We start from the raw sequence: 18,137 nt of genomic DNA, 5'->3' as shown, positions 1-18,137 counted from the left end.
GTGAACGTCAATCCCGTGTAGGAGCTGCCGAAGGCTGCGATCTTTTGCTTTGACGATTTAACTACGGCATTCCACCAAGCCTTTCACCTGCCCGTCGGGCGTCTGATTTTCATCCGACAGCCACCGCTCGAAACCTGCCGCAATCGCCGGCCACTCGCCATCCAGAATCGAGTACCACGCGGTATCGCGGTTCTGCCCCTTGACCACCATGTGCTGGCGGAACACGCCTTCGAAGCTGAAACCCAGACGTTCGGCGGCGTACTTGGAGCGGGCGTTGCCGTTGTTGCATTTCCATTCGAGGCGGCGGTAGCCGAGGTCGAAGGAATATTTGCCCAACAGGTACACCGCTTCGGTGCTTCTCGGCGAACGCTGCATCGGCGCGCCGAAGGTGACGTGGCCGATTTCGATACGGCCTTGGGCCGGGACAATCGACATCAGGCTGAGAATGCCCTGCACCTGACCGCTGGCGCGATCAACGACGCTGAAGAAATACGGGTCGCTGGCGGCTGCGTGGTTGTTCAGCCAGGCGTTGAACGCAGCGCGCTCGGGGAACGGGCCGTAAGGCAAATAATCCCAGAGTTTCGGGTCGGCACCGGGGCCTTCGAGTGCGGCGAACAGCTGGTCACCGTGGCGCGCCGGGTCGAGCCGTTCCAGGCGAATGAAACGCCCCTCAAGCAATGTGGCGGTGGGGGCGGGGACGCCTTTCCAGTCAGCGAGTGAAGCGGTCATGCGTGCGTCTCCTTAAAGGGCTTGGCGAAACTGGATGAAGCCTGGGCGTTCGGCGATGCGCTCGTAGAGCTGGATCGCGGTGGCGTTGGTTTCGTGGGTCAACCAATGAACCTTGCAGCAGCCGTCAGCCTTGGCGGTGGCGTAGACGTGTTCGATCAGCAGGCGGCCGACGCCCGTGCCACGGGTCTCCGGCACTACCAGCAAGTCCTGCAGGTAGCAGGAGTTTTCGATGCTCCAGTTCGAACGATGATAGATGTAATGCACCATGCCTACCGCTTTACCGCCAGCCCAGGCGAGGGCGGCGTGGGTCGGTTCGCTCGGGTCGAGAAAGCGCTGCCAGGTGCTGTCGGTTACAGCGTCTGGCAGTTCGGTATTGTAGAAACGCAGGTAGGCCTGCCACAGCGGCAGCCACGCGGCGTGGTCGTCGGCGCTGACCGGGCGAATGTCGATCTGACTCATGGGAATTTCCTTAGCGCATCAATCGGGCGAGGGTTTGATCATTGATTTCCGGGCTGGCCGCCAGGCCTTCGCGCACGCCGGCAATGTCTTCGGCGCTGCGGTTCTGGCTGAGCTTGCGCTTGCCTTCGAGACGGTCGATCGGAATGGCAAAACCGACAATCGCTTTGAGCATGCCGTCGATGTAGTCGGCGGGCGCATCGGCGACTGCCCACGGTTGGGCGCGGCCGGCTTCATGGCGGTCAGTGAGGGTGCTGACGATGTCGAGCAGGCGCCCGCCATCGCTGAAGGTTTCAGCGTGGCCATAGGCGTGCACGGCGGTGTAGTTCCAGGTCGGCACGACTTTGCCGTGTTCGGCCTTGCTCGGGTAAAAGCCCGGGCTGACGTAGGCATCGGCGCCGGCGAAGATCAGCATGGCTTCGGCGCCGTCGCGCAGGTCTTTCCACTGTGGGTTGGCGCGGGCCAGGTGCCCGTACAGCGTGCCGTACTCGCCTTGCTCGCAATGCAGCAGCACCGGCACATGGCTGGCCTGCAAGCCACTTTCGCCGTGGCTCACCAGAATGGCGAGGCGGGTGGCGAGGATCAGTTCGTGCAGTTGGGACAACTCTTCGATGGCAAAGGCGCGTGGCGTGTACATGGACAGATTTTCCTTGGCGAATGCCAGCATCGTAGGCAGGCTATTGGTCTGTTGTAAGAGCCATTAATGACCAATTTCATAGGTCCATTACCATGTCCGATTCGCCGCCGTTATCGATGCCATTCAACCCGGCAGGTATTGAGCTTGATCGCCGTCAGGGTTTGAGCCGCCAGCTTTATCAGGCTTTGCGCCTGCGGGTACTGGATGGACGGCTGGCGAGTGGCACGCGGTTGCCGGCCAGTCGCGATCTGGCGGCAGCGTTGGGGATCTCCCGCAACAGCGTCGTGCGAGCCTACGATCAGCTTTATGCCGAGGGGTTTATCGAAGGGCGAGTGGGGGACGGCACCTATGTCGCACAATTGATGCCGGTAATGGCTTCGCCGAAAAAATTATCCACAAAAGTATCCACAGGGTTTTCAACAGGCTTACCCACAGCCTTATCCACAAATTGGCTGGATTTACCTGTGGTTCCATCCAGTAAAGTTATCCACAGCGGTGGTTTTTCGCGCATCGAAAACAACCATTTGTCCAAGCCACCAAGCGGTCCGCCGCGCGCCTTTCGGGTCGGGGTTCCGGCGTTTGATCTGTTCCCGTTTGAGGTGTGGGCCAAGCTGAATGCGGCTTTCTGGCGCAAACCGGATCTTGAGCAACTGTGTTATGGCGATCCGTCCGGCGATGCGCGTTTGCGCGCAATGATCGCGGCCTATCTGCGCAGCTCGCGCGGCATGCAGTGCTCGCCTGAACAAATAGTGATCACCAGCGGCGCACAGCAAGGCATCAGCCTTTGTGCACAGTTGCTCGTAGAGCCGGGCGATGGCGTGGCGATCGAGAATCCGGGCTACCGCGCGGCCGGTCATGCGTTTGCGGTGGCGGGCGGTCGTTTGCACGGCATTGCCGTGGACGAAGAAGGCATGGATTGCTCGGCGTTGTCGGCCACCGGGGACTGTCGGGTGGCGTATGTGACGCCCTCTCATCAGTACCCGACCGGCGTGGTGATGAGCCTTGCCCGGCGCCTCGAGCTGCTCGCGTGGGCCGAGCGCAACCAAGGCTGGATCGTCGAGGACGACTACGATGGCGAATACCGCTACACCGGTGCGCCGCTGGCGCCGTTGGCAGCGCTCGATCGACAGGGGCGCGTGCTGTATGTCGGCACCTTCGGCAAGGTTGCCTTTCCGGCATTGCGCCTCGGTTATCTGGTGCTGCCTCCGGCGCTGGTGGATGCCTTCTCGCAACGCCGGGCCGTGGATGTCCGGCATTCCGAGGTGAGCACGCAAGCGGTGATGGCCGAGTTCATGGCGGCCGGGCATTTCCAGCGGCATATCCGCCGGATGCGCCGGGCTGCGCTTAACCGTCGTAATACATTGCTCGACGGTTGGCCGGCGCAGATCCCCGGTGTGGGTCCTCTACCTGCTGTTTCTGCCGGATTGCACCTGACCGTGGCGGTGGACGGCATCGCACGCGAACAGCAATTGATCGAGCAGGCCGCCCGCGTGGATGTCGAAATCAACGGTCTGAGCAATTACTGGTTGCCCGACTCCTTGACGTCAGCCGACCAGCGCGCCGGTCTGGTGCTGGGCTTTGCTGCTGTGCCGGAGGCTGCCATCAAAGCGGCTCTGACCCGGTTGCAGCGGGTTTGGCGGGTGTGAAGAACACGGTTTCGGCCAGCTGACTTGAAAGAATCTCGCTGCGATGAATTTCGATCACTTGCTGATTGTTCATGCTTCGCAGGTCGTACTTACCACCGAGGCGACGCTGTGCCACGGTTTTCACATGTGCGGCGCCGATGGGCGTTAGCGGGGCGTCGACACTGGGATAGTGAAAGTGCGCATAGCACAGTACGTTCTTGGTGTTCACATCGCGTACTTCGTATTCATCGAGGAAGTCGTTGGCGTTTTTTCTCAACCTGCGTCGAGTAACGGTTTTGCTGATCTGGACTTCACCGTGGTTTTTCAGCCACTCGACCCCTGCTGCCGTAGGGGGTTGCTGTTTGATCATTTGACTGCGCAGGCGGGTGCCTTTTTTGTCAAGGCGGGTCGCGGCATCGTTGAGGGCGTGACCGAGGGTTTCTGTCCCGGGTGACGAGCCGGCAGTGAGATTGCTTGCGGTCAACGCCTCATCGATCGCAGCGTTTGCCTTGCGCAGGCGGGCAGCATGATTGTGAAAAGCCTCTTCAATCTCGACCGGAAGTCGTCGGGCGTGTTTGATGCGGGCCTCGGTACGCTGTTCGAACTCGGGCAGGCCGTCGATCAAGGCCTGCCCGTCCTCAATGTTTTTTTTAAGATTCGGCCGGGGGCGAGGCAATTGCGTCTTGCCGCGTTCGACCCACTCCCCAGGCGATTTTTCATGAAAAGTGGCGATCACCCCGGTCAGCTCGCTACGCACTTCAACCATATCGGTGTCTTGGCCATCAATACTCTTTTTTCGTTCGCCGACCAGGGTGCCTTTGAATCGGGTCTTGATGATTTTTCGGCTCGATCCCGAGCCTGAAGGGGGTCTCGACGGGCCGGGCTGAGGTTCCAGTAAGTGTTTATTACGCAACAGGTCTGCCAGTCGCACATCCGTTTGAGCCTTGAACTCGATGACTCGAGCGCGCACGTGTCCCAGTCGAGCTGTCTGAATGTGCTCGGGAAACTCCCTGGCGAAATCGGCGAAGCGTTGATCCACCGCGGTAAATTGTTGCGACACATTGCTCAGGGCGTCGACTCGTTCGCGCAGATTGCTCAGGCTTTCGTCAGCGGTCAGGTTCAGTGAGCTCTGAATATTCAGTGCAGCGTCTTCAATGAGCGTTTCCAGTATCTGCTGCGCATCGGCGCGGCTCGCGGCCTCGCCGGGCCTGATGCAAATCTCTTGGCCCAGGCTGATCTGCAGCAGCTTGAGATCATTCAAATCGTAGGTCGGCAGCGCCTTTCGATAAACGGCCAGGGTTTCCACGGCGTCCTTGCCCAGTAGTTCGAGTTCCCGGAACCGGCTATGCGCCGACTCGACCTTTTCGATGATGCCCTGGGTCTGATCGGTCATTTGTTCACAGGTCTCGATAAACGCCTGTCGCTCGACGCGGGCGTCGTCCGTAATCATCGCCATCGCCTTCGCGACATTGGTCTGATAGTCGGTGGAATGCTGGGTGAGCCATTGCTGGCAAAAAAACAACTGCATCTCCAGCCGCTCGATCATCGTCGTGCGATAGTTGGGAATGTCCTGCGCAAGGTTCAATGCCTTGATTTTCTCGATGTTTGCGCCGTAGTCCTTGCTCTGCGCATCGAGGGTGTCCAGATACGCTTGGCGTGCCGCTGCGCTGGTTTGTGGCTGGGCATTGAGCATTGCGCTGTGAGCTTGATCGAGTCGGGTCTGTTTGTCCTCCATCGCCAGATCGAAAGCCTTGAGCTCGGTGCTCAGTTTCTTGGCTTGCTTGTCGCTTTTACTCTTGGCTTCCTTGCGGCGATTGCGCAGCCCGCCTCCGCGCAGGCGCAAGCGCAGGTCGACGACCCATTGGCCGCCTTCGGTATGGGTCAGCAAGGGGCCTGTCTGTAGCGGTTGCTGACGCGAGTCGATGATCTGCACGTCTTCGTTGTCATTGATCAACACTTCAAACCAGCGTTTGCCGACGGGGGCATACCATTTGCTCTGGTGTGCGTAGAGGTACTGATGCCGACCTGTGCTGGCGGCATCACCGAGCCCTTCGGGTTTGGCGATGTTGAAGCGATCGAGCAGTGAAGCCAGCGCTAGCGGCGAGCGCCGTAGCGCGGCCATGGTGTTGACAGAGGATTCATGGGCAGCGGGCAGTTCGATGTTGCTGATGTCGGGCAAGCGCAGCGGTTTGAGCGGAGCAGGGCGTGGGGTTGTTGCCAGCGGCGCTTCCTCTGGTTCCACATAGGCCGATTCGGCGGGGGGCGTGTCGCCAACCGCTGCGCGATGAGCCAGCACCATGCCCAGCGCGAGGAAAATATCGGCCAGTGCCGTCCAGGCAAACTTGCCGGACTCTTGATTGGCGACGTCGCTGATCTCCTGCAAGTCGTCCATGAGCTGCCAGATCCATGCCGCCGTGCCGACACTGCGACCCAGAAATGGCAATGCCGCATTGAAAAGCACCCAGCCGCCGCTTTTGAGTGTGGCCCAACGTGATTCGGCATTGGAGACGGACTGGCGATCGGCTTGAGTGATGACAGCCTGAGCGTTAGTGGTGTGCAAGTTCACCAGAGTGTCACCTTCGATGACGGCAGTGCCCAGAGTGACGGGGCCGGACATATCAAGGGCGGTAAGCGGGTTGACCAACAATTGCGGGATCGTCCAGATCGACGGCAATTTAGCGGTAAACACGAATTGGCTGTAATTGAATCGCACATCGTCCGGTAACCAGGCCAGTACCGATTCACGCAGTTGTCGTGAATGGCGGATTGCATAGAGCAGGTTGGCGTGACTGGGGTACTGAATCAGTGCCATGTCGAACAGCGGCCGATAAAGCACACAGGGTCCCTTGCTGACGTCGCGCGGGCCGATGACAAACATGTTGGTCACGGTGTCGGCCGCTGAATTCATGCGATGGGCTACGAACGCCAATGGCCGGATGACGATCTCTTGCCCGCCGACCTGACGCGCTTCGGCGCGGTCGTCGAGCGCGGCGACCACGTATCGGTAACCCTGTTCATCGATACCTGCTGTGCCGCGGATCTTGTGTTGCAGTGCCAGCAGCGGCAGTTCGAGAACCAACTGGCGGGTGTAGAGCTTCTGCAAGGCAGCCGACTGCACAGCATCGTCGACCAGAAGCTTCTTCAAGTGCGCGGGGTAGGTTTTGCCAATGTCGACGCTGCTCACCAGTTGCTCGACATAAGCCACGATCATCCAGTCCGGCAGTGCACTGTCGTCCTTGTAGCGGACGGTTTTATTGCCCAGCGGCAGACCTGCCAGGTTTTGCAGGGCGAGCTCGGTCAGCGACAGGCTCTTGGTTTGAATATGGCCCGGCAAGACGAACGTACCCCAGACCTCAAGACTGGTGATGCTGATCTCGATGTTGTCGACGTTCACGTCGCTCGCGGTCGGGTGTTCCTTGAGAATCTGCCGTATCAGGGCCTCGCGAGTGAATGTTTGCAGGCTTGCAACCTGTGCCTGAAAAGACTGACCGTTGTTCTCCTGCTGCAGCACCGTCAGGTCCAGCAGATAACGACTGAAAGCGGCCTGATCGTCGGGCGCGGCGTTGTCCAGCCAGGCAGGCAGCATCGGGCGTAGATGGTCGACATCGGATTTGATGGCTGGAGGCGGTTGCCGGGCGCGACCGGTGTGCGGGTTGAGCAGATCAAACGATGGCCCTTCGAAGTAATTGATCTCGCCGAGAGCGTCGCCCTCCAGCGCGATCAGCGTGCAGGCCTGGTGATCGAAGAAGTCGCCTTGCGGTTCCACCAGCCGCCACTTGAGCTTGTGGGTCGAGGTGCGTTGCCAGTATTTGCGCGGCAGTGCTTCGCCGAGTTCATCCAGCGAGTCGAAACTCTGGAAACCATGGATCACTGAATACGTCAGGATCATCGTGCGCTGCCCGACGGTCCCGATCAGTACGGCGCTGTCCAGCAGCGTCAGGTGCCCGTGGTCTTCGTCAGCGGCTTCGCTCTCATCGAGGTCAATCAGGCAGGCACGCGTCTTGTAGGGGTCGGCGGGCAAACGCTGCTCCTTGTCCGGAACCTTGAAAACGGCCTGAGCCATGGCCCGTTGATCGGTATCCCAGCCAGTTTGGGCGCTGACATTCCACACGTTGCGCAGTGCGTCCGACATTTGCTGCCAGCGTGGCTGATGCGCAGCGGTGAATGTGCCCCAATAAGCGATATGTTGTTCTTTGAAGGAAACGAACATGAGAGGCGCGAGTTCGTTGAGCAGGCGGCCGACGGCGTCAATCTTTACCGGTAGCTGGATCGCCAGTTTGCCGGGCTGCAACGTCAGAAAGTGCTCTGCATCGAGGTAGGTCACGGTGGTTCCGTTCAGCGAGAGCCGGACCAGAGCATCGGTCAGCGATTCGATCTGCTCGCGGCCCGGGACGATGCGCTTGTCCTCAATGACCCATGACGGTGTTACCACCATGGCTTGCTGCGGATCGATGTCCAGCGTCGGGTACAGCGCCTTGAGTGCCGGTTTCAGCGTTTTCGAAGCGACCTCGCGCAATGAGGGGCCGGTCATCAGTTGAGTCACTACATCAACGGTATTGAGTCGGGGAAAATCGGGCATGGGCAATTCCTGATCTGACGATAGAGATTCATATCAGGGCAAGGTAGAGGTCGGGTCGTGGTGGCGTGCGGTACATAAATCTTGCGGGCAAAAAAAGACCCGCGAGCGCGGGTCTTCAGCCGTTTTTCGGGTTACTCAGCGCTTTCGAAACCTTCAAGTACGTTCACTGCGTTGATGCCGATTTCTTCCACCGCATAGCCACCTTCCATCACAAACAGCGTTGGCTTGCCGAGTGCGGCGATACGTTTGCCCATGGCCAGATAGTCCGGGCTGTCGAGTTTGAACTGCGAGATCGGGTCGTCCTTGAAGGTGTCGACGCCGAGCGAAACAACGATGATCTCCGCGCCATAGCGCTCGATCTCGTCGCAAGCCTGATCGAGCGCGGCGCTCCACACGTCCCAAGCGGAACCGGCCGGCAGTGGGTAGTTGAAGTTGAAGCCTTCACCGGCACCTTCGCCGCGCTCATCGTCGTAGCCGAGGAAGAACGGGAATTCCGCTTCCGGGTGGCCGTGGATCGAGGTGAACAGCACGTCGCTGCGCTCATAGAAAATCGACTGGGTGCCGTTGCCGTGGTGGTAATCGACGTCGAGAATCGCGACTTTCTGGTGGCCTTGATCAAGGAACGCTTGAGCGGCGATGGCGGCATTGTTGAGGTAGCAATAACCGCCCATCAAATCGCTGGCGGCGTGGTGTCCCGGCGGGCGACACAGGGCGAAGGCACTGCGCGCGCCACGCTGGATTTCTGCTTGCGCGGTCAGCGCGACTTGCGCTGCGCTGTACGCCGCTTGCCAGGTGCCGGCGGTGATCGGTGCGCCGCCATCGAAGCTGTAATAGCCGAGCTGGCCATGCAGGCTGGTCGGTTTGATTGCACGCAGGGTGCGCGCCGGCCAGGTGTAGGGCAGCAGATCGCCGTCGGTGTTGAATTCAGTCCAGCGCGCCCACGCGCCTTTGAAAAAGTCGAGATAGTCGCGGCTGTGGATGCGGGCGATCGGTTCCAGACCGAAATCCTTCGGCGCCTCGACCGGGCCGAGATTTTGATTCTGTACACGTTGCAGCACATGATCGGCGCGTGACGGCATCTCGAAGCACGGCTTGAGCTGACCATCGATGAGTTCGCAGCGGCCATGGTGCAGGTGGTGATCGTCCGAGTAGATCGTCAGCATTTGTTGTTCTCCGCAGGGCTGATTCGGTTGACCTCAGTGTTGCGGCGCGCGGCGAATCAGAGAACGGCAGGAAAGGCCAAAAGGGGATGGATATGGCCAAAAGTCCTGACCGCAATTCGCCCCTTCAGGCCCTGAACTGGCTCGGCGCCACGCCGCTCCAGCGCACGAAGGCATGGCGAAAACTCGCGGTCTCGCTGAAGCCCAGGGTTTCGGCGATGCGGTAGATCGGCAACTGATCCTCACACAACATCTGCTTGGCCCGCTCGAAGCGCAGTTCATCGAGCAGTTCCTGATAGCTACTGCCCATGTCCTTGAGATGCCGGCGCAGCGTGCGTGGCGAGCACTTCATCTGTTGCGCCAGACCTTCCAGCCCCGGCGCAGCGTTCAATTGAGCGCTGAGCAACTGACGGATGCGCCCGAGCCACGCTTGGCGTCCGGTGAACTCAAGGTTCTGCTTGCGGCAACGTTCGGCCATGGCTTGATGGGTGATGGCATCGGCCAGCGGCAGCGGTTGGTCGAGCCAGTGACGGTCGAAGGCGAAGGCGTTGTCCTTGGCGGCGAAATGCAGCGAGCAGTCGAAGTGCTCGGCATAACTGTCGCGATAGTCCGGTGCGGCGTGTTCGAATCGGGTGGCGAGCAAGGGCAGCGGATGTCCGAGCAGGTCATCACAAATGACTTTCAGCGACACCAGGCAGAACTCGGCATTGAACACCGCCATCGCCGGGCTCTCGCGATAATCGGCGGCGACGAACCAGACACGTTCGCCGTCGTCTTCCAGACTCAGTTCGAACAGTGTTCCCAACAGCGCCGGATAACGAATCGCCAGGCGCAAAGCGTCACCGAAGGTGGCACAGGTCAGCAGTGCGTAACCGAGGATGCCGTAGCAGGAAACATGCATGCGCCGGCCCAGTTCCAGACCGATGTCATGCTTGAGCGCGACCGCGTTGGCGCAGACCTGCATCTCCTGATTGGTGGTGATGCGCGTGTCGGCACGGCTGAGATCCGCCGCACTGATGCCGCTGCCGGCCAGCAACGCCTCGCTCGATAAGCCTTCGGCCTTGAAGGTATTGAGCACCAGCGAAACTGCGTTGAGGGTGGTGAGGTGGGAGTGCAGCATAAGATCTTCCAGCCTTGGGGATGGCTGTGGCGCAGCAAGTTGCATGCCGGACGCCGATCAAACTGTGGGAGGGCTGTTGTGGTGAGGGAGCTTGCTCGCGCTGGCGCGCGCAGCGGCCCCAAAATATTGCGACTGCTTCGCAGTCGAGCGGGAGCAAGCTCCCTTGCCACAGGGGCTCACTCCTACAGAGTATTGCGTTGTGTCAGATCAGTTCGCCACACAGGTCGAGTTCGATCAGTCGGCGGACTTCAGCGGTTTCCAGGCCTGCGCCCAGCAATCCGTTCAATTTGCCGAACGCCGCCTCGCGGGTCATGCCGCCACCGGACAACACACCAACGCCACGCAAACGGCTGCCGGCTTCGTAAACATCCAGCTCGACGCCACCTTCATGGCATTGCGTGACCGCAACCACCACCACGTCGTTATCCCGCGCGCGGCCGAGGCTGGCGAGGAATTGCGGGTTGTCGCTCGGCCCGGTGCCGCTGCCGTAGCACTCCAGCACCAAACCCTGGATGCCGCTGTCGAGCAGACCGTCGAGGATTTCGGCGCTGATGCCGGGGAACAGTGGCAGCACGGCAACCTTGGCCAGTTGCTTTGGCTGGTTGTAATTCAACGCCGATGGAATCGAAGCGGCTTTCACACCGCCGCCCTGACGCTCCAGACGCTTGAACGGATGACGCCCGAAGCTGCGCACTTTCGCGCAACGGGTCGGCGCCAGCAGTTCGCCGTGGAAGTACAGATGCACGCCCGGCGCCAGACCTTGGCCGAGGGCAACCAGCGCACCGCCGAGGTTTTCCCAGGCATCGCTGTCGGTAACGCCCGCCGGCAGCATGGAACCGGTGAAGCACACGCGAGCATTCAGCCCCAGTAACTGGAAGCTCATCGCCGCCGCACTGTAAGCCAGGGTGTCGGTGCCGTGCAGGATCAGCACGCTGTCGCAGCCTTGCACATCCACGGCATCGACCACTGCTTCACGCAGTTGCTGCCAATAGGCCGGGGTCATGTTGGCGCTGTCGATCAGCGGCGACATTTCCCGGAAGCGCCACTGCGGCACAACGAGTTCAGGCTGGCTGTGCAGGTAGTCGCGCATCCGCGCTTCGAAACCGGATGCCGGGGCCAGACCGTTGGCGCTGGCCTGCATGCCGATGGTGCCACCGGTGTAGAGCACCATGACGTGTTGGGCGGCGGGGTAGGTCGACGAATTCATGGGGATTCTCCGAAAGGATGAGGTCCTTGTGGGAGCGAGCCTGCTCGCGAAAGGGGCATGCCATTCAACATTAATGTCGACTGATCAACCGCTATCGCGAGCAGGCTCGCTCCTACAAGTTATTGCATCACAATAACTGACGGGCGCAGGGGATGCGCCCGTCATTCACCTGTCAGCGTTGCGCTGCAGGCACGCCTTGCGGCTCGGCTTCGGTCTTGCCGGTGGCTGGCGCGTCGGCCGGCCAGGCTTTCAGGTCGAGGTCCAGATCGGCAAATTTGCTGGAGTCGAACACTGGCTGCTTGACGCCCGCGCGGCGCTGCTCGTCGTAGTCGCGCATTACACGCATGCCGACCTTGAACAGCATGGCCAGGGCCATCAGGTTGACGAAGGCCAGGCAGGTCATGGTGATGTCAGCGAAGGCGAACACGGTCGACAGGTCTTGCATCGAACCCCATACCACCAGCGCCAGCACCAGACCGCGGAAAACCATCAGCAAGGCGCGGTTGCGGCTGAGGAACTGCAGGCTGTTCTCGCCCAGGTAGTAGTTGTAGAGGATGCAGGTGAAGACGAACAACGACAGCGCGACGCTGACGAAGATGCGGCCCCAGTCACCGACCACGGCGGCCAGCGAGTTCTGGGTCAGGACGATGCCGTCACCTTCGAAGCCCGGGGTGTAGAAGCCCGACAGCAGGATCAGCAACGCGGTGCAGGTGCAGATCACGAAGGTGTCGAGGAACACGCTGAAAGCCTGAACCACGCCCTGTGCGCCCGGGTGTTTCACCGAGGCCACGGCGGCGACGTTTGGCGCACTGCCCAGGCCCGCTTCGTTGGCGAACACGCCACGCTTCACGCCCATGACGATGGCGCTGCCGAGCAGGCCGCCGAAGGCCGGGTCAAGGCCGAATGCGCTCTTGAAGATGGTTTCCAGCATGGCTGGCACGTGTTCGATCTGGGTGCCGATCACGTACAGGGTCACACCGATATAGGCCAGGGTCTTGACCGGTACCAGCAGGTCGGACACTGCGGCGATGCGCTTGATGCCACCGATGAAGGTGATGGCCAGCAGCACCGCCAGGACGATACCGGTGTGGCGCGGATCGAAGTCAAAGGCGTTCTGCAGCGAGTGGGTCACGGTGTAGGACTGCAGGCCGATGAAGGCGAAGCCGTAGGTGACCAGCAGCAGGATCGAGAACACCACCGCCATGCCTTTGAGTTTCAGGCCGTGCTGGATGTAATAGGCCGGGCCACCACGGTACAGGCCGTCGCCATCGGCGCGCTTGTACACCTGAGCCAGGGTGCATTCGAAGAAGCTGCTGGACATGCCGACCAGTGCGGTCACCCACATCCAGAACACCGCACCCGGCCCACCGAGGGTTACGGCAATGCCGACACCGGCGATGTTGCCTGCACCGACACGGCCGGCGAGGCTGAGCATCAGGGCCTGGAACGAGCTGAGTTGCCCGCCGCTGCTTTTCAGGCTGTCGCGGAACACCGCGAACATGTGGAAGAAGTGGCGCAATTGAACGAAACGCGAGCGAATCGTGAAGTAGCTACCGAGCCCGACAATGAGCACGATCAGTACTTTCCCTGAGAGGAAGTCGTTAATGACTTCGAGCATGGATTTTTCCTCGCTGTTTTTTGTGTGAGCAAATGCTGGATGGAAGAAACATCGTGTTACACCGGTGTGCGCGCGGCACGACGGGTGAGGCGAAGGTTTCGTCCCGGATCCATTTCGCGGGTTTGTTATTAGTTCGGGTTTCACATGGGTTATGGCCTCGTTACCGACGACCGCTCATGCGAAGAGGGGCGGCACTATACCGATCAGTGGCGCGCCCGTCTGCACAGTCGTGGTGCAAGCGACGAAACGAGGTGCTGCAGAATCAAAAGATCGCAGCCTTCGGCAGCTTCTACAGGTGCACGTCAATCAATGTAGGAGCTGCCGAAGGCTGCGATCTTGGCGGTGTCAAAAGCACAAAACATCTAACGTCCTGCCCGCAAAAAGTTAAAAAAAAGGGCCTGGGGACTGATCCCCAGGCCCTCAAAAGGTGAGAGGTGTCTAGTCCCTCGACCTGGTGAGCGGTGCTACACGTAACGCGTCGGCTCAGGCTTTGAGCGGAACCAGACGCGGAGCAATCATGTTTTCCGGGCGCAGGATGTCGGCGAGACTGGCTTCGTCGAGCAGACCTTCTTCGCGCACCAGTTCCAGCACGCCGCGGCCGCTTTCAAGGGCGATACGGGCGATGCGGGTGGCGTTTTTGTAGCCGATGTACGGGTTCAGCGCGGTGACCAGACCGATCGAGTGTTCGACCAGTTCGCGGCAGCGGGCTTCGTTGGCAGTGATGCCGACGATGCAGTGCTCGCGCAGCATGTCCATGGCGCGTTGCAGCAGGCGGATCGAGTCGAAAATCTTGAAGGCGATCAGCGGCTCCATCACGTTCAACTGCAGTTGGCCGCCTTCGGCTGCCATGGTCAGCGCCAGGTCGTTACCGATGACCTGGAAGGCCACCTGGTTAACAGCTTCCGGGATCACCGGGTTGACCTTGCCGGGCATGATCGAGCTGCCTGGTTGACGCGCTGGCAGGTTGATTTCGTTGATGCCGGTGCGTGGACCGCTCGACAGCAGACGCAGGTCGTTGCAGATCTTCGACAGCTTGACCGCGGTGCGCTTGAGCATGCCGGAGAACAGCACGAAGGCGCCCATGTCGGAAGTCGCTTCGATCAGGTCGGCCGCCGGCACTACCGGTTGACCGCTGATCAGGGCCAGACGCTGGACCGCCAGCGCTTGATAACGCGGGTCGGCGTTGATGCCGGTCCCGATCGCGGTGCCGCCCAGGTTCACTTCAGTCAGCAGTTCCGGGGCCAGCGTCTTCAGACGCGCCAAGTCTTCGCCCATGGTGGTGGCGAACGCGCGGAATTCCTGGCCGAGGGTCATCGGCACGGCGTCTTGCAGTTGGGTACGGCCCATTTTCAGGACGTGATCGAACTCTTTGCCCTTGGCCGCGAACGCCTGAATCAGGCTGTCGAGGCTGGCCAGCAGGGTGTCGTGACCGAGCAACAGGCCCAGGCGGATCGCCGTTGGGTAGGCGTCGTTGGTCGACTGCGCCATGTTGACGTCGTCGTTCGGGTGCAGGTACTGGTACTCGCCTTTCTGGTGACCCATTGCTTCAAGCGCAATGTTGGCGATCACTTCGTTGGCGTTCATGTTGGTGGAAGTACCGGCGCCACCTTGAATCATGTCAACCACGAACTCTTCGTGGAAATCACCGCGGATCAATCGGGCACAGGCTTCGCTGATGGCAGCGTGCTTGGCTTCGCTCAGGTGACCCAACTCGCGGTTGGCGTCAGCAGCGGCCTGTTTGACCATTGCCAGGCCGACAACCAGTTTCGGGTAATGCGAAATCGGAACGCCCGAGAGGCGGAAGTTGTTCACCGCTCGCAGGGTCTGGATGCCGTAATACGCTTGAGCCGGTACTTCGAGGGCGCCAAGCAGGTCGTTTTCTGTGCGGAAAGATGCAGCGGAGGACATGATAGAAATCATCTCGATATGGACCCGGTCTGTGCCGGAACGCTGCGAATGCTAGGCTTGTGGGAATTTTTGGGCCAATGCTGTTCAGCACTGCCCTATGCACATTCGGCATAATGCCCGTGTGACGCCGCGTGCGCGGCAGACGTGTGACCTGTTTTGGTGCGTGTCCGGGAGGACGTGATGAATCTGGAAAGCAAATGGCTTGAGGACTTCAGTGCTCTGGCCGCCACCCGCAGCTTCTCGCAGGCGGCTGAACGGCGCTTCGTGACCCAGCCGGCATTCAGCCGGCGGATCCGTAGCCTTGAAGCCGCGTTGGGGCTGACCTTGGTCAATCGCTCGCGCACGCCGGTCGAACTGACGGCGGCCGGGCAGTTGTTTCTGGTGACCGCACGCACCGTGGTCGAACAGCTCGGGGAAGTGCTGCGCCATTTGCATCATCTGGAAGGCGGGCAGGGTGAAGTGATGCAAGTGGCTGCCGCGCACTCGCTGGCGCTGGGCTTCTTCCCGCGCTGGATCGCGCAGTTGCGTAATGAAGGCTTGAACATCGCCACGCGATTGGTCGCGACCAACGTCGGCGACGCGGTGCATGCCTTGCGTGAAGGCGGCTGCGATCTGATGCTGGCGTTCTATGACCCGGATGCGGCGATGCAGATGGACCCGGAGATCTTCCCGTCACTGCATTTGGGCCAGACCGAGATGCTGCCGGTTTGCGCGGCGGACGCCGAGGGCAAGCCTTTATTCGATCTGGAAGGTGACGCGAGTGTGCCGTTGCTGGCATATAGCGCCGGGGCGTTTCTCGGGCGTTCGGTGAACGGTTTGCTGCGTCAGCGTCAGCTGCGTTTCACCACGATCTACGAAACGGCCATGGCCGACAGCCTGAAGAGCATGGCCCTGGAAGGCCTCGGCATCGCCTGGGTGCCGCAGTTGAGCGTTCGCGCTGAACTGGCCCGTGGCGAACTGGTGGTCTGCGGCGGCCCGCAGTGGCATGTGCCGCTGGAGATCCGCCTCTATCGTTGCGCGCTGGTGCGCAAGGCCAACGTGCGCCTGCTCTGGCGCAAGCTCGAGGGCGGTGCTGCACAAGCTTCCTGACCTGAACAGAGATCCAATGTAGGAGTGAGCCTGCTCGCGATAGCGTCAGCACATTCAGCGACGATGTGACTGACACACCGCCATCGCGAGCAGGCTCACTCCTACAGGGGATTTGCGGTGTTCTGTCGCTGACCTTCAGGTCAATAAAACCGGGCTTTTGCGGCAGATGACAGATGGTCGCGCAGGGGGCTGTTTATTGCTTTCTTTGCGGTATACTGCGCGGCCTTCGGCCGGTACGTCCGGCCATTTTTCGTACAATCAAGCCACGCAACCTGCGTGGCTTGTTGTTTTATGACGCGCCTGCGGGCGCTCCAGAGAGAAGAGGCGCGACGATGAGTGCACTGGTTGGCGTGATCATGGGCTCCAAGTCCGATTGGTCCACCCTTAGCCACACCGCCGATATGCTGGAAAAGCTCGGCATCCCGTACGAGGTCAAAGTGGTCTCTGCCCACCGCACCCCGGATCTGCTGTTCCAGTACGCCGAAGAGGCTGAAGGCCGCGGCATCGAGGTGATCATCGCCGGTGCCGGTGGTGCAGCCCACCTGCCAGGCATGTGTGCGGCCAAGACCCACCTGCCGGTGCTGGGCGTGCCGGTGCAGTCGGCCATGCTCTCGGGCGTCGACTCGCTGCTGTCGATCGTGCAGATGCCAGCGGGCATTCCGGTCGCCACCCTGGCCATCGGCAAGGCTGGCGCGATCAACGCTGCTCTGCTCTCGGCGAGCATCCTCGGCGCCAAGCATCCACAGTTCCACGCGGTACTGAAAACCTTCCGTGCCGAGCAGACAGACAGCGTCCTGGACAATCCAGACCCACGTATTGCCTGAGGTTGTTGAGATGAAGATCGGTGTAATCGGTGGCGGCCAGTTGGGTCGCATGTTGGCCTTGGCGGGCACTCCGCTGGGTATGAACTTCGCTTTCCTCGACCCTGCGCCGGACGCCTGTGCGGCCGCATTGGGCGAACACCTGCGGGCCGATTACGGCGATCAGGATCATCTGCGCCAACTGGCCGATGAAGTCGATCTGGTGACCTTCGAGTTCGAAAGCGTCCCGGCCGAAACCGTGGCATTCCTCTCGCAATTCGTGCCGGTTTATCCGAGCGCCGAAGCCCTGCGCATCGCTCGCGACCGCTGGTTCGAGAAGAGCATGTTCAAGGACCTGGGGATTCCGACTCCGGCCTTCGCCGACATCCAGTCGCAAGCCGATCTGGACGCCGCCGTGGCTTCAATCGGTCTGCCGGCCGTGCTGAAAACCCGCACTTTGGGTTACGACGGCAAGGGCCAGAAAGTCCTGCGCAAGCCGGAAGACGTGGTCGGCACCTTTGCCGAGCTGGGCAGCGTTGCCTGCCTGCTGGAAGGCTTCGTGCCGTTCACCGGTGAAGTCTCGCTGATCGCCGTGCGTGCCCGCGATGGTGAAACGAAGTTTTATCCGTTGGTGCACAACACCCACGACAGCGGCATCCTCAAGCTGTCCGTGGCCAGCACCGATCACCCGTTGCAGGCGCTGGCCGAAGACTACTCCAGCCGTGTGCTCAAGCAGCTCGATTATGTGGGCGTGATGGCGTTCGAGTTCTTTGAAGTCGACGGTGGCCTCAAGGCCAACGAAATCGCCCCGCGCGTGCACAACTCCGGGCACTGGACCACCGAAGGCGCCGAGTGCAGCCAGTTCGAAAACCACCTGCGTGCCGTTGCCGGCCTGCCGCTGGGTTCGACGGCCAAGGTCGGCGAGAGCGCAATGCTCAACTTCATCGGTGTGGTTCCGCCGGTGGAGAAAGTCATCGCTATCGAAGACTGCCATCTGCATCACTACGGCAAGGCCTTCAAGGCCGGGCGCAAGGTCGGTCACGCCAACCTGCGCTGCGCCGACATGGCCACGCTGCAGGCGCAGATCGTCAAGGTCGAAGCGCTGATCGCCGAGTAACGACAGTTTCATGTGGCAGCGGCGGAACCATTCAGGGGCCGCCGTTCTCTCATGGCAGGATGCCAAAGTCTGACTAGGCTTCGCATATCTAC

13 protein-coding genes are annotated in these 18,137 nt (G+C 60.8%); 4 read left to right on the top strand and 9 right to left on the bottom strand.

From position 1 onward, the window contains the following. Positions 1–57 precede the first annotated feature (57 nt). From BK670_RS28415 to BK670_RS28405, 3 genes are read right to left on the bottom strand one after another with little or no spacing between them, the layout of a single operon-like run. Positions 58–729 carry a GNAT family N-acetyltransferase gene (locus BK670_RS28415; protein WP_123454756.1) on the bottom strand — a complete coding sequence of 224 codons (672 nt, stop codon included), beginning with the start codon at positions 727–729 and terminating at the stop codon, positions 58–60. A gap of 12 nt (positions 730–741) precedes the next feature. After that, positions 742–1,188 carry a GNAT family N-acetyltransferase gene (locus tag BK670_RS28410; protein ID WP_123454754.1) on the bottom strand — a complete coding sequence of 149 codons (447 nt, stop codon included), beginning with the start codon at positions 1,186–1,188 and terminating at the stop codon, positions 742–744. Positions 1,189–1,198: 10 nt separating this feature from the next. Continuing rightward, the gene (locus BK670_RS28405; RefSeq protein ID WP_123454752.1) at positions 1,199–1,822 is read right to left on the bottom strand and encodes an FMN-binding negative transcriptional regulator; all 624 of its coding nucleotides are present in this window, start codon (positions 1,820–1,822) and stop codon (positions 1,199–1,201) included. A gap of 92 nt (positions 1,823–1,914) precedes the next feature. Between BK670_RS28405 and pdxR the strand changes: the two genes are divergently transcribed. Further along, complete coding sequence (gene pdxR / locus BK670_RS28400) at positions 1,915–3,468, top strand: MocR-like pyridoxine biosynthesis transcription factor PdxR (protein WP_123454750.1); 1,554 nt, start codon at positions 1,915–1,917, stop codon at positions 3,466–3,468. On the opposite strand, the gene BK670_RS28395 is transcribed toward pdxR, so the two are convergent. The 6 genes from BK670_RS28395 to aspA form a co-directional block, all read right to left on the bottom strand. After that, positions 3,425–8,026 carry a dermonecrotic toxin domain-containing protein gene (locus BK670_RS28395; RefSeq protein ID WP_123454748.1) on the bottom strand — a complete coding sequence of 1,534 codons (4,602 nt, stop codon included), beginning with the start codon at positions 8,024–8,026 and terminating at the stop codon, positions 3,425–3,427. The two genes, pdxR and BK670_RS28395, sit on opposite strands and share 44 nt — an antisense overlap. Before the next feature lie 131 nt (positions 8,027–8,157). Continuing rightward, complete coding sequence (locus tag BK670_RS28390; protein WP_123454746.1) at positions 8,158–9,189, bottom strand: histone deacetylase family protein; 1,032 nt, start codon at positions 9,187–9,189, stop codon at positions 8,158–8,160. 124 nt (positions 9,190–9,313) lie between these two features. Then, positions 9,314–10,306: an AraC family transcriptional regulator gene (locus BK670_RS28385; RefSeq protein WP_123454744.1), complete on the bottom strand. Its 993-nt coding sequence runs from the start codon at positions 10,304–10,306 to the stop codon at positions 9,314–9,316. 202 nt (positions 10,307–10,508) lie between these two features. After that, positions 10,509–11,513, bottom strand: a complete 1,005-nt coding sequence (locus BK670_RS28380; protein ID WP_123454742.1) for an asparaginase — start codon at positions 11,511–11,513, stop codon at positions 10,509–10,511. A 172-nt stretch (positions 11,514–11,685) separates the two neighbouring features. Beyond that, positions 11,686–13,131: an alanine/glycine:cation symporter family protein gene (locus tag BK670_RS28375; RefSeq protein WP_123454740.1), complete on the bottom strand. Its 1,446-nt coding sequence runs from the start codon at positions 13,129–13,131 to the stop codon at positions 11,686–11,688. A gap of 483 nt (positions 13,132–13,614) precedes the next feature. Then, entirely contained in the window at positions 13,615–15,039 is a 1,425-nt protein-coding gene (gene aspA, locus BK670_RS28370; protein ID WP_123454738.1) for an aspartate ammonia-lyase, read from the bottom strand. Between the two features lie 180 nt (positions 15,040–15,219). Between aspA and BK670_RS28365 the strand changes: the two genes are divergently transcribed. The 3 genes from BK670_RS28365 to BK670_RS28355 all read left to right on the top strand — a co-directional run bounded on the left by BK670_RS28365 (position 15,220) and on the right by BK670_RS28355 (position 18,045). Beyond that, positions 15,220–16,128 (top strand): LysR substrate-binding domain-containing protein, encoded by a 909-nt coding sequence (locus tag BK670_RS28365; protein ID WP_095113189.1) that lies wholly within the window; start codon positions 15,220–15,222, stop codon positions 16,126–16,128. Positions 16,129–16,460: 332 nt separating this feature from the next. Next, positions 16,461–16,952, top strand: coding sequence for a 5-(carboxyamino)imidazole ribonucleotide mutase (gene purE, locus BK670_RS28360; RefSeq protein ID WP_007954291.1), 492 nt, complete (start codon positions 16,461–16,463; stop codon positions 16,950–16,952). 10 nt (positions 16,953–16,962) lie between these two features. Beyond that, the gene (locus BK670_RS28355; protein WP_047596872.1) at positions 16,963–18,045 is read left to right on the top strand and encodes a 5-(carboxyamino)imidazole ribonucleotide synthase; all 1,083 of its coding nucleotides are present in this window, start codon (positions 16,963–16,965) and stop codon (positions 18,043–18,045) included. Positions 18,046–18,137: the final 92 nt, after the last annotated feature.

This window comes from Pseudomonas fluorescens (genome assembly GCF_003732425.1).
Taxonomy (GTDB): domain Bacteria; phylum Pseudomonadota; class Gammaproteobacteria; order Pseudomonadales; family Pseudomonadaceae; genus Aquipseudomonas; species Aquipseudomonas fluorescens_BE.
The sequence above is the reverse complement of the archived record's forward strand: the minus strand, read 5'-3'. Positions and strand labels throughout refer to the sequence as shown.

Bases quoted from the DNA above. Each gene is read 5' to 3' on its own strand.
- BK670_RS28415 (WP_123454756.1), bottom strand. From the start codon at position 729: ATGACCGCTTCACTCGCTGACTGGAAAGGCGTCCCCGCCCCCACCGCC.
- BK670_RS28410 (WP_123454754.1), bottom strand. From the start codon at position 1,188: ATGAGTCAGATCGACATTCGCCCGGTCAGCGCCGACGACCACGCCGCG.
- BK670_RS28405 (WP_123454752.1), bottom strand. From the start codon at position 1,822: ATGTACACGCCACGCGCCTTTGCCATCGAAGAGTTGTCCCAACTGCAC.
- pdxR (WP_123454750.1), top strand. From the start codon at position 1,915: ATGTCCGATTCGCCGCCGTTATCGATGCCATTCAACCCGGCAGGTATT.
- BK670_RS28395 (WP_123454748.1), bottom strand. From the start codon at position 8,026: ATGCCCGATTTTCCCCGACTCAATACCGTTGATGTAGTGACTCAACTG.
- BK670_RS28390 (WP_123454746.1), bottom strand. From the start codon at position 9,189: ATGCTGACGATCTACTCGGACGATCACCACCTGCACCATGGCCGCTGC.
- BK670_RS28385 (WP_123454744.1), bottom strand. From the start codon at position 10,306: ATGCTGCACTCCCACCTCACCACCCTCAACGCAGTTTCGCTGGTGCTC.
- BK670_RS28380 (WP_123454742.1), bottom strand. From the start codon at position 11,513: ATGAATTCGTCGACCTACCCCGCCGCCCAACACGTCATGGTGCTCTAC.
- BK670_RS28375 (WP_123454740.1), bottom strand. From the start codon at position 13,131: ATGCTCGAAGTCATTAACGACTTCCTCTCAGGGAAAGTACTGATCGTG.
- aspA (WP_123454738.1), bottom strand. From the start codon at position 15,039: ATGTCCTCCGCTGCATCTTTCCGCACAGAAAACGACCTGCTTGGCGCC.
- BK670_RS28365 (WP_095113189.1), top strand. From the start codon at position 15,220: ATGAATCTGGAAAGCAAATGGCTTGAGGACTTCAGTGCTCTGGCCGCC.
- purE (WP_007954291.1), top strand. From the start codon at position 16,461: ATGAGTGCACTGGTTGGCGTGATCATGGGCTCCAAGTCCGATTGGTCC.
- BK670_RS28355 (WP_047596872.1), top strand. From the start codon at position 16,963: ATGAAGATCGGTGTAATCGGTGGCGGCCAGTTGGGTCGCATGTTGGCC.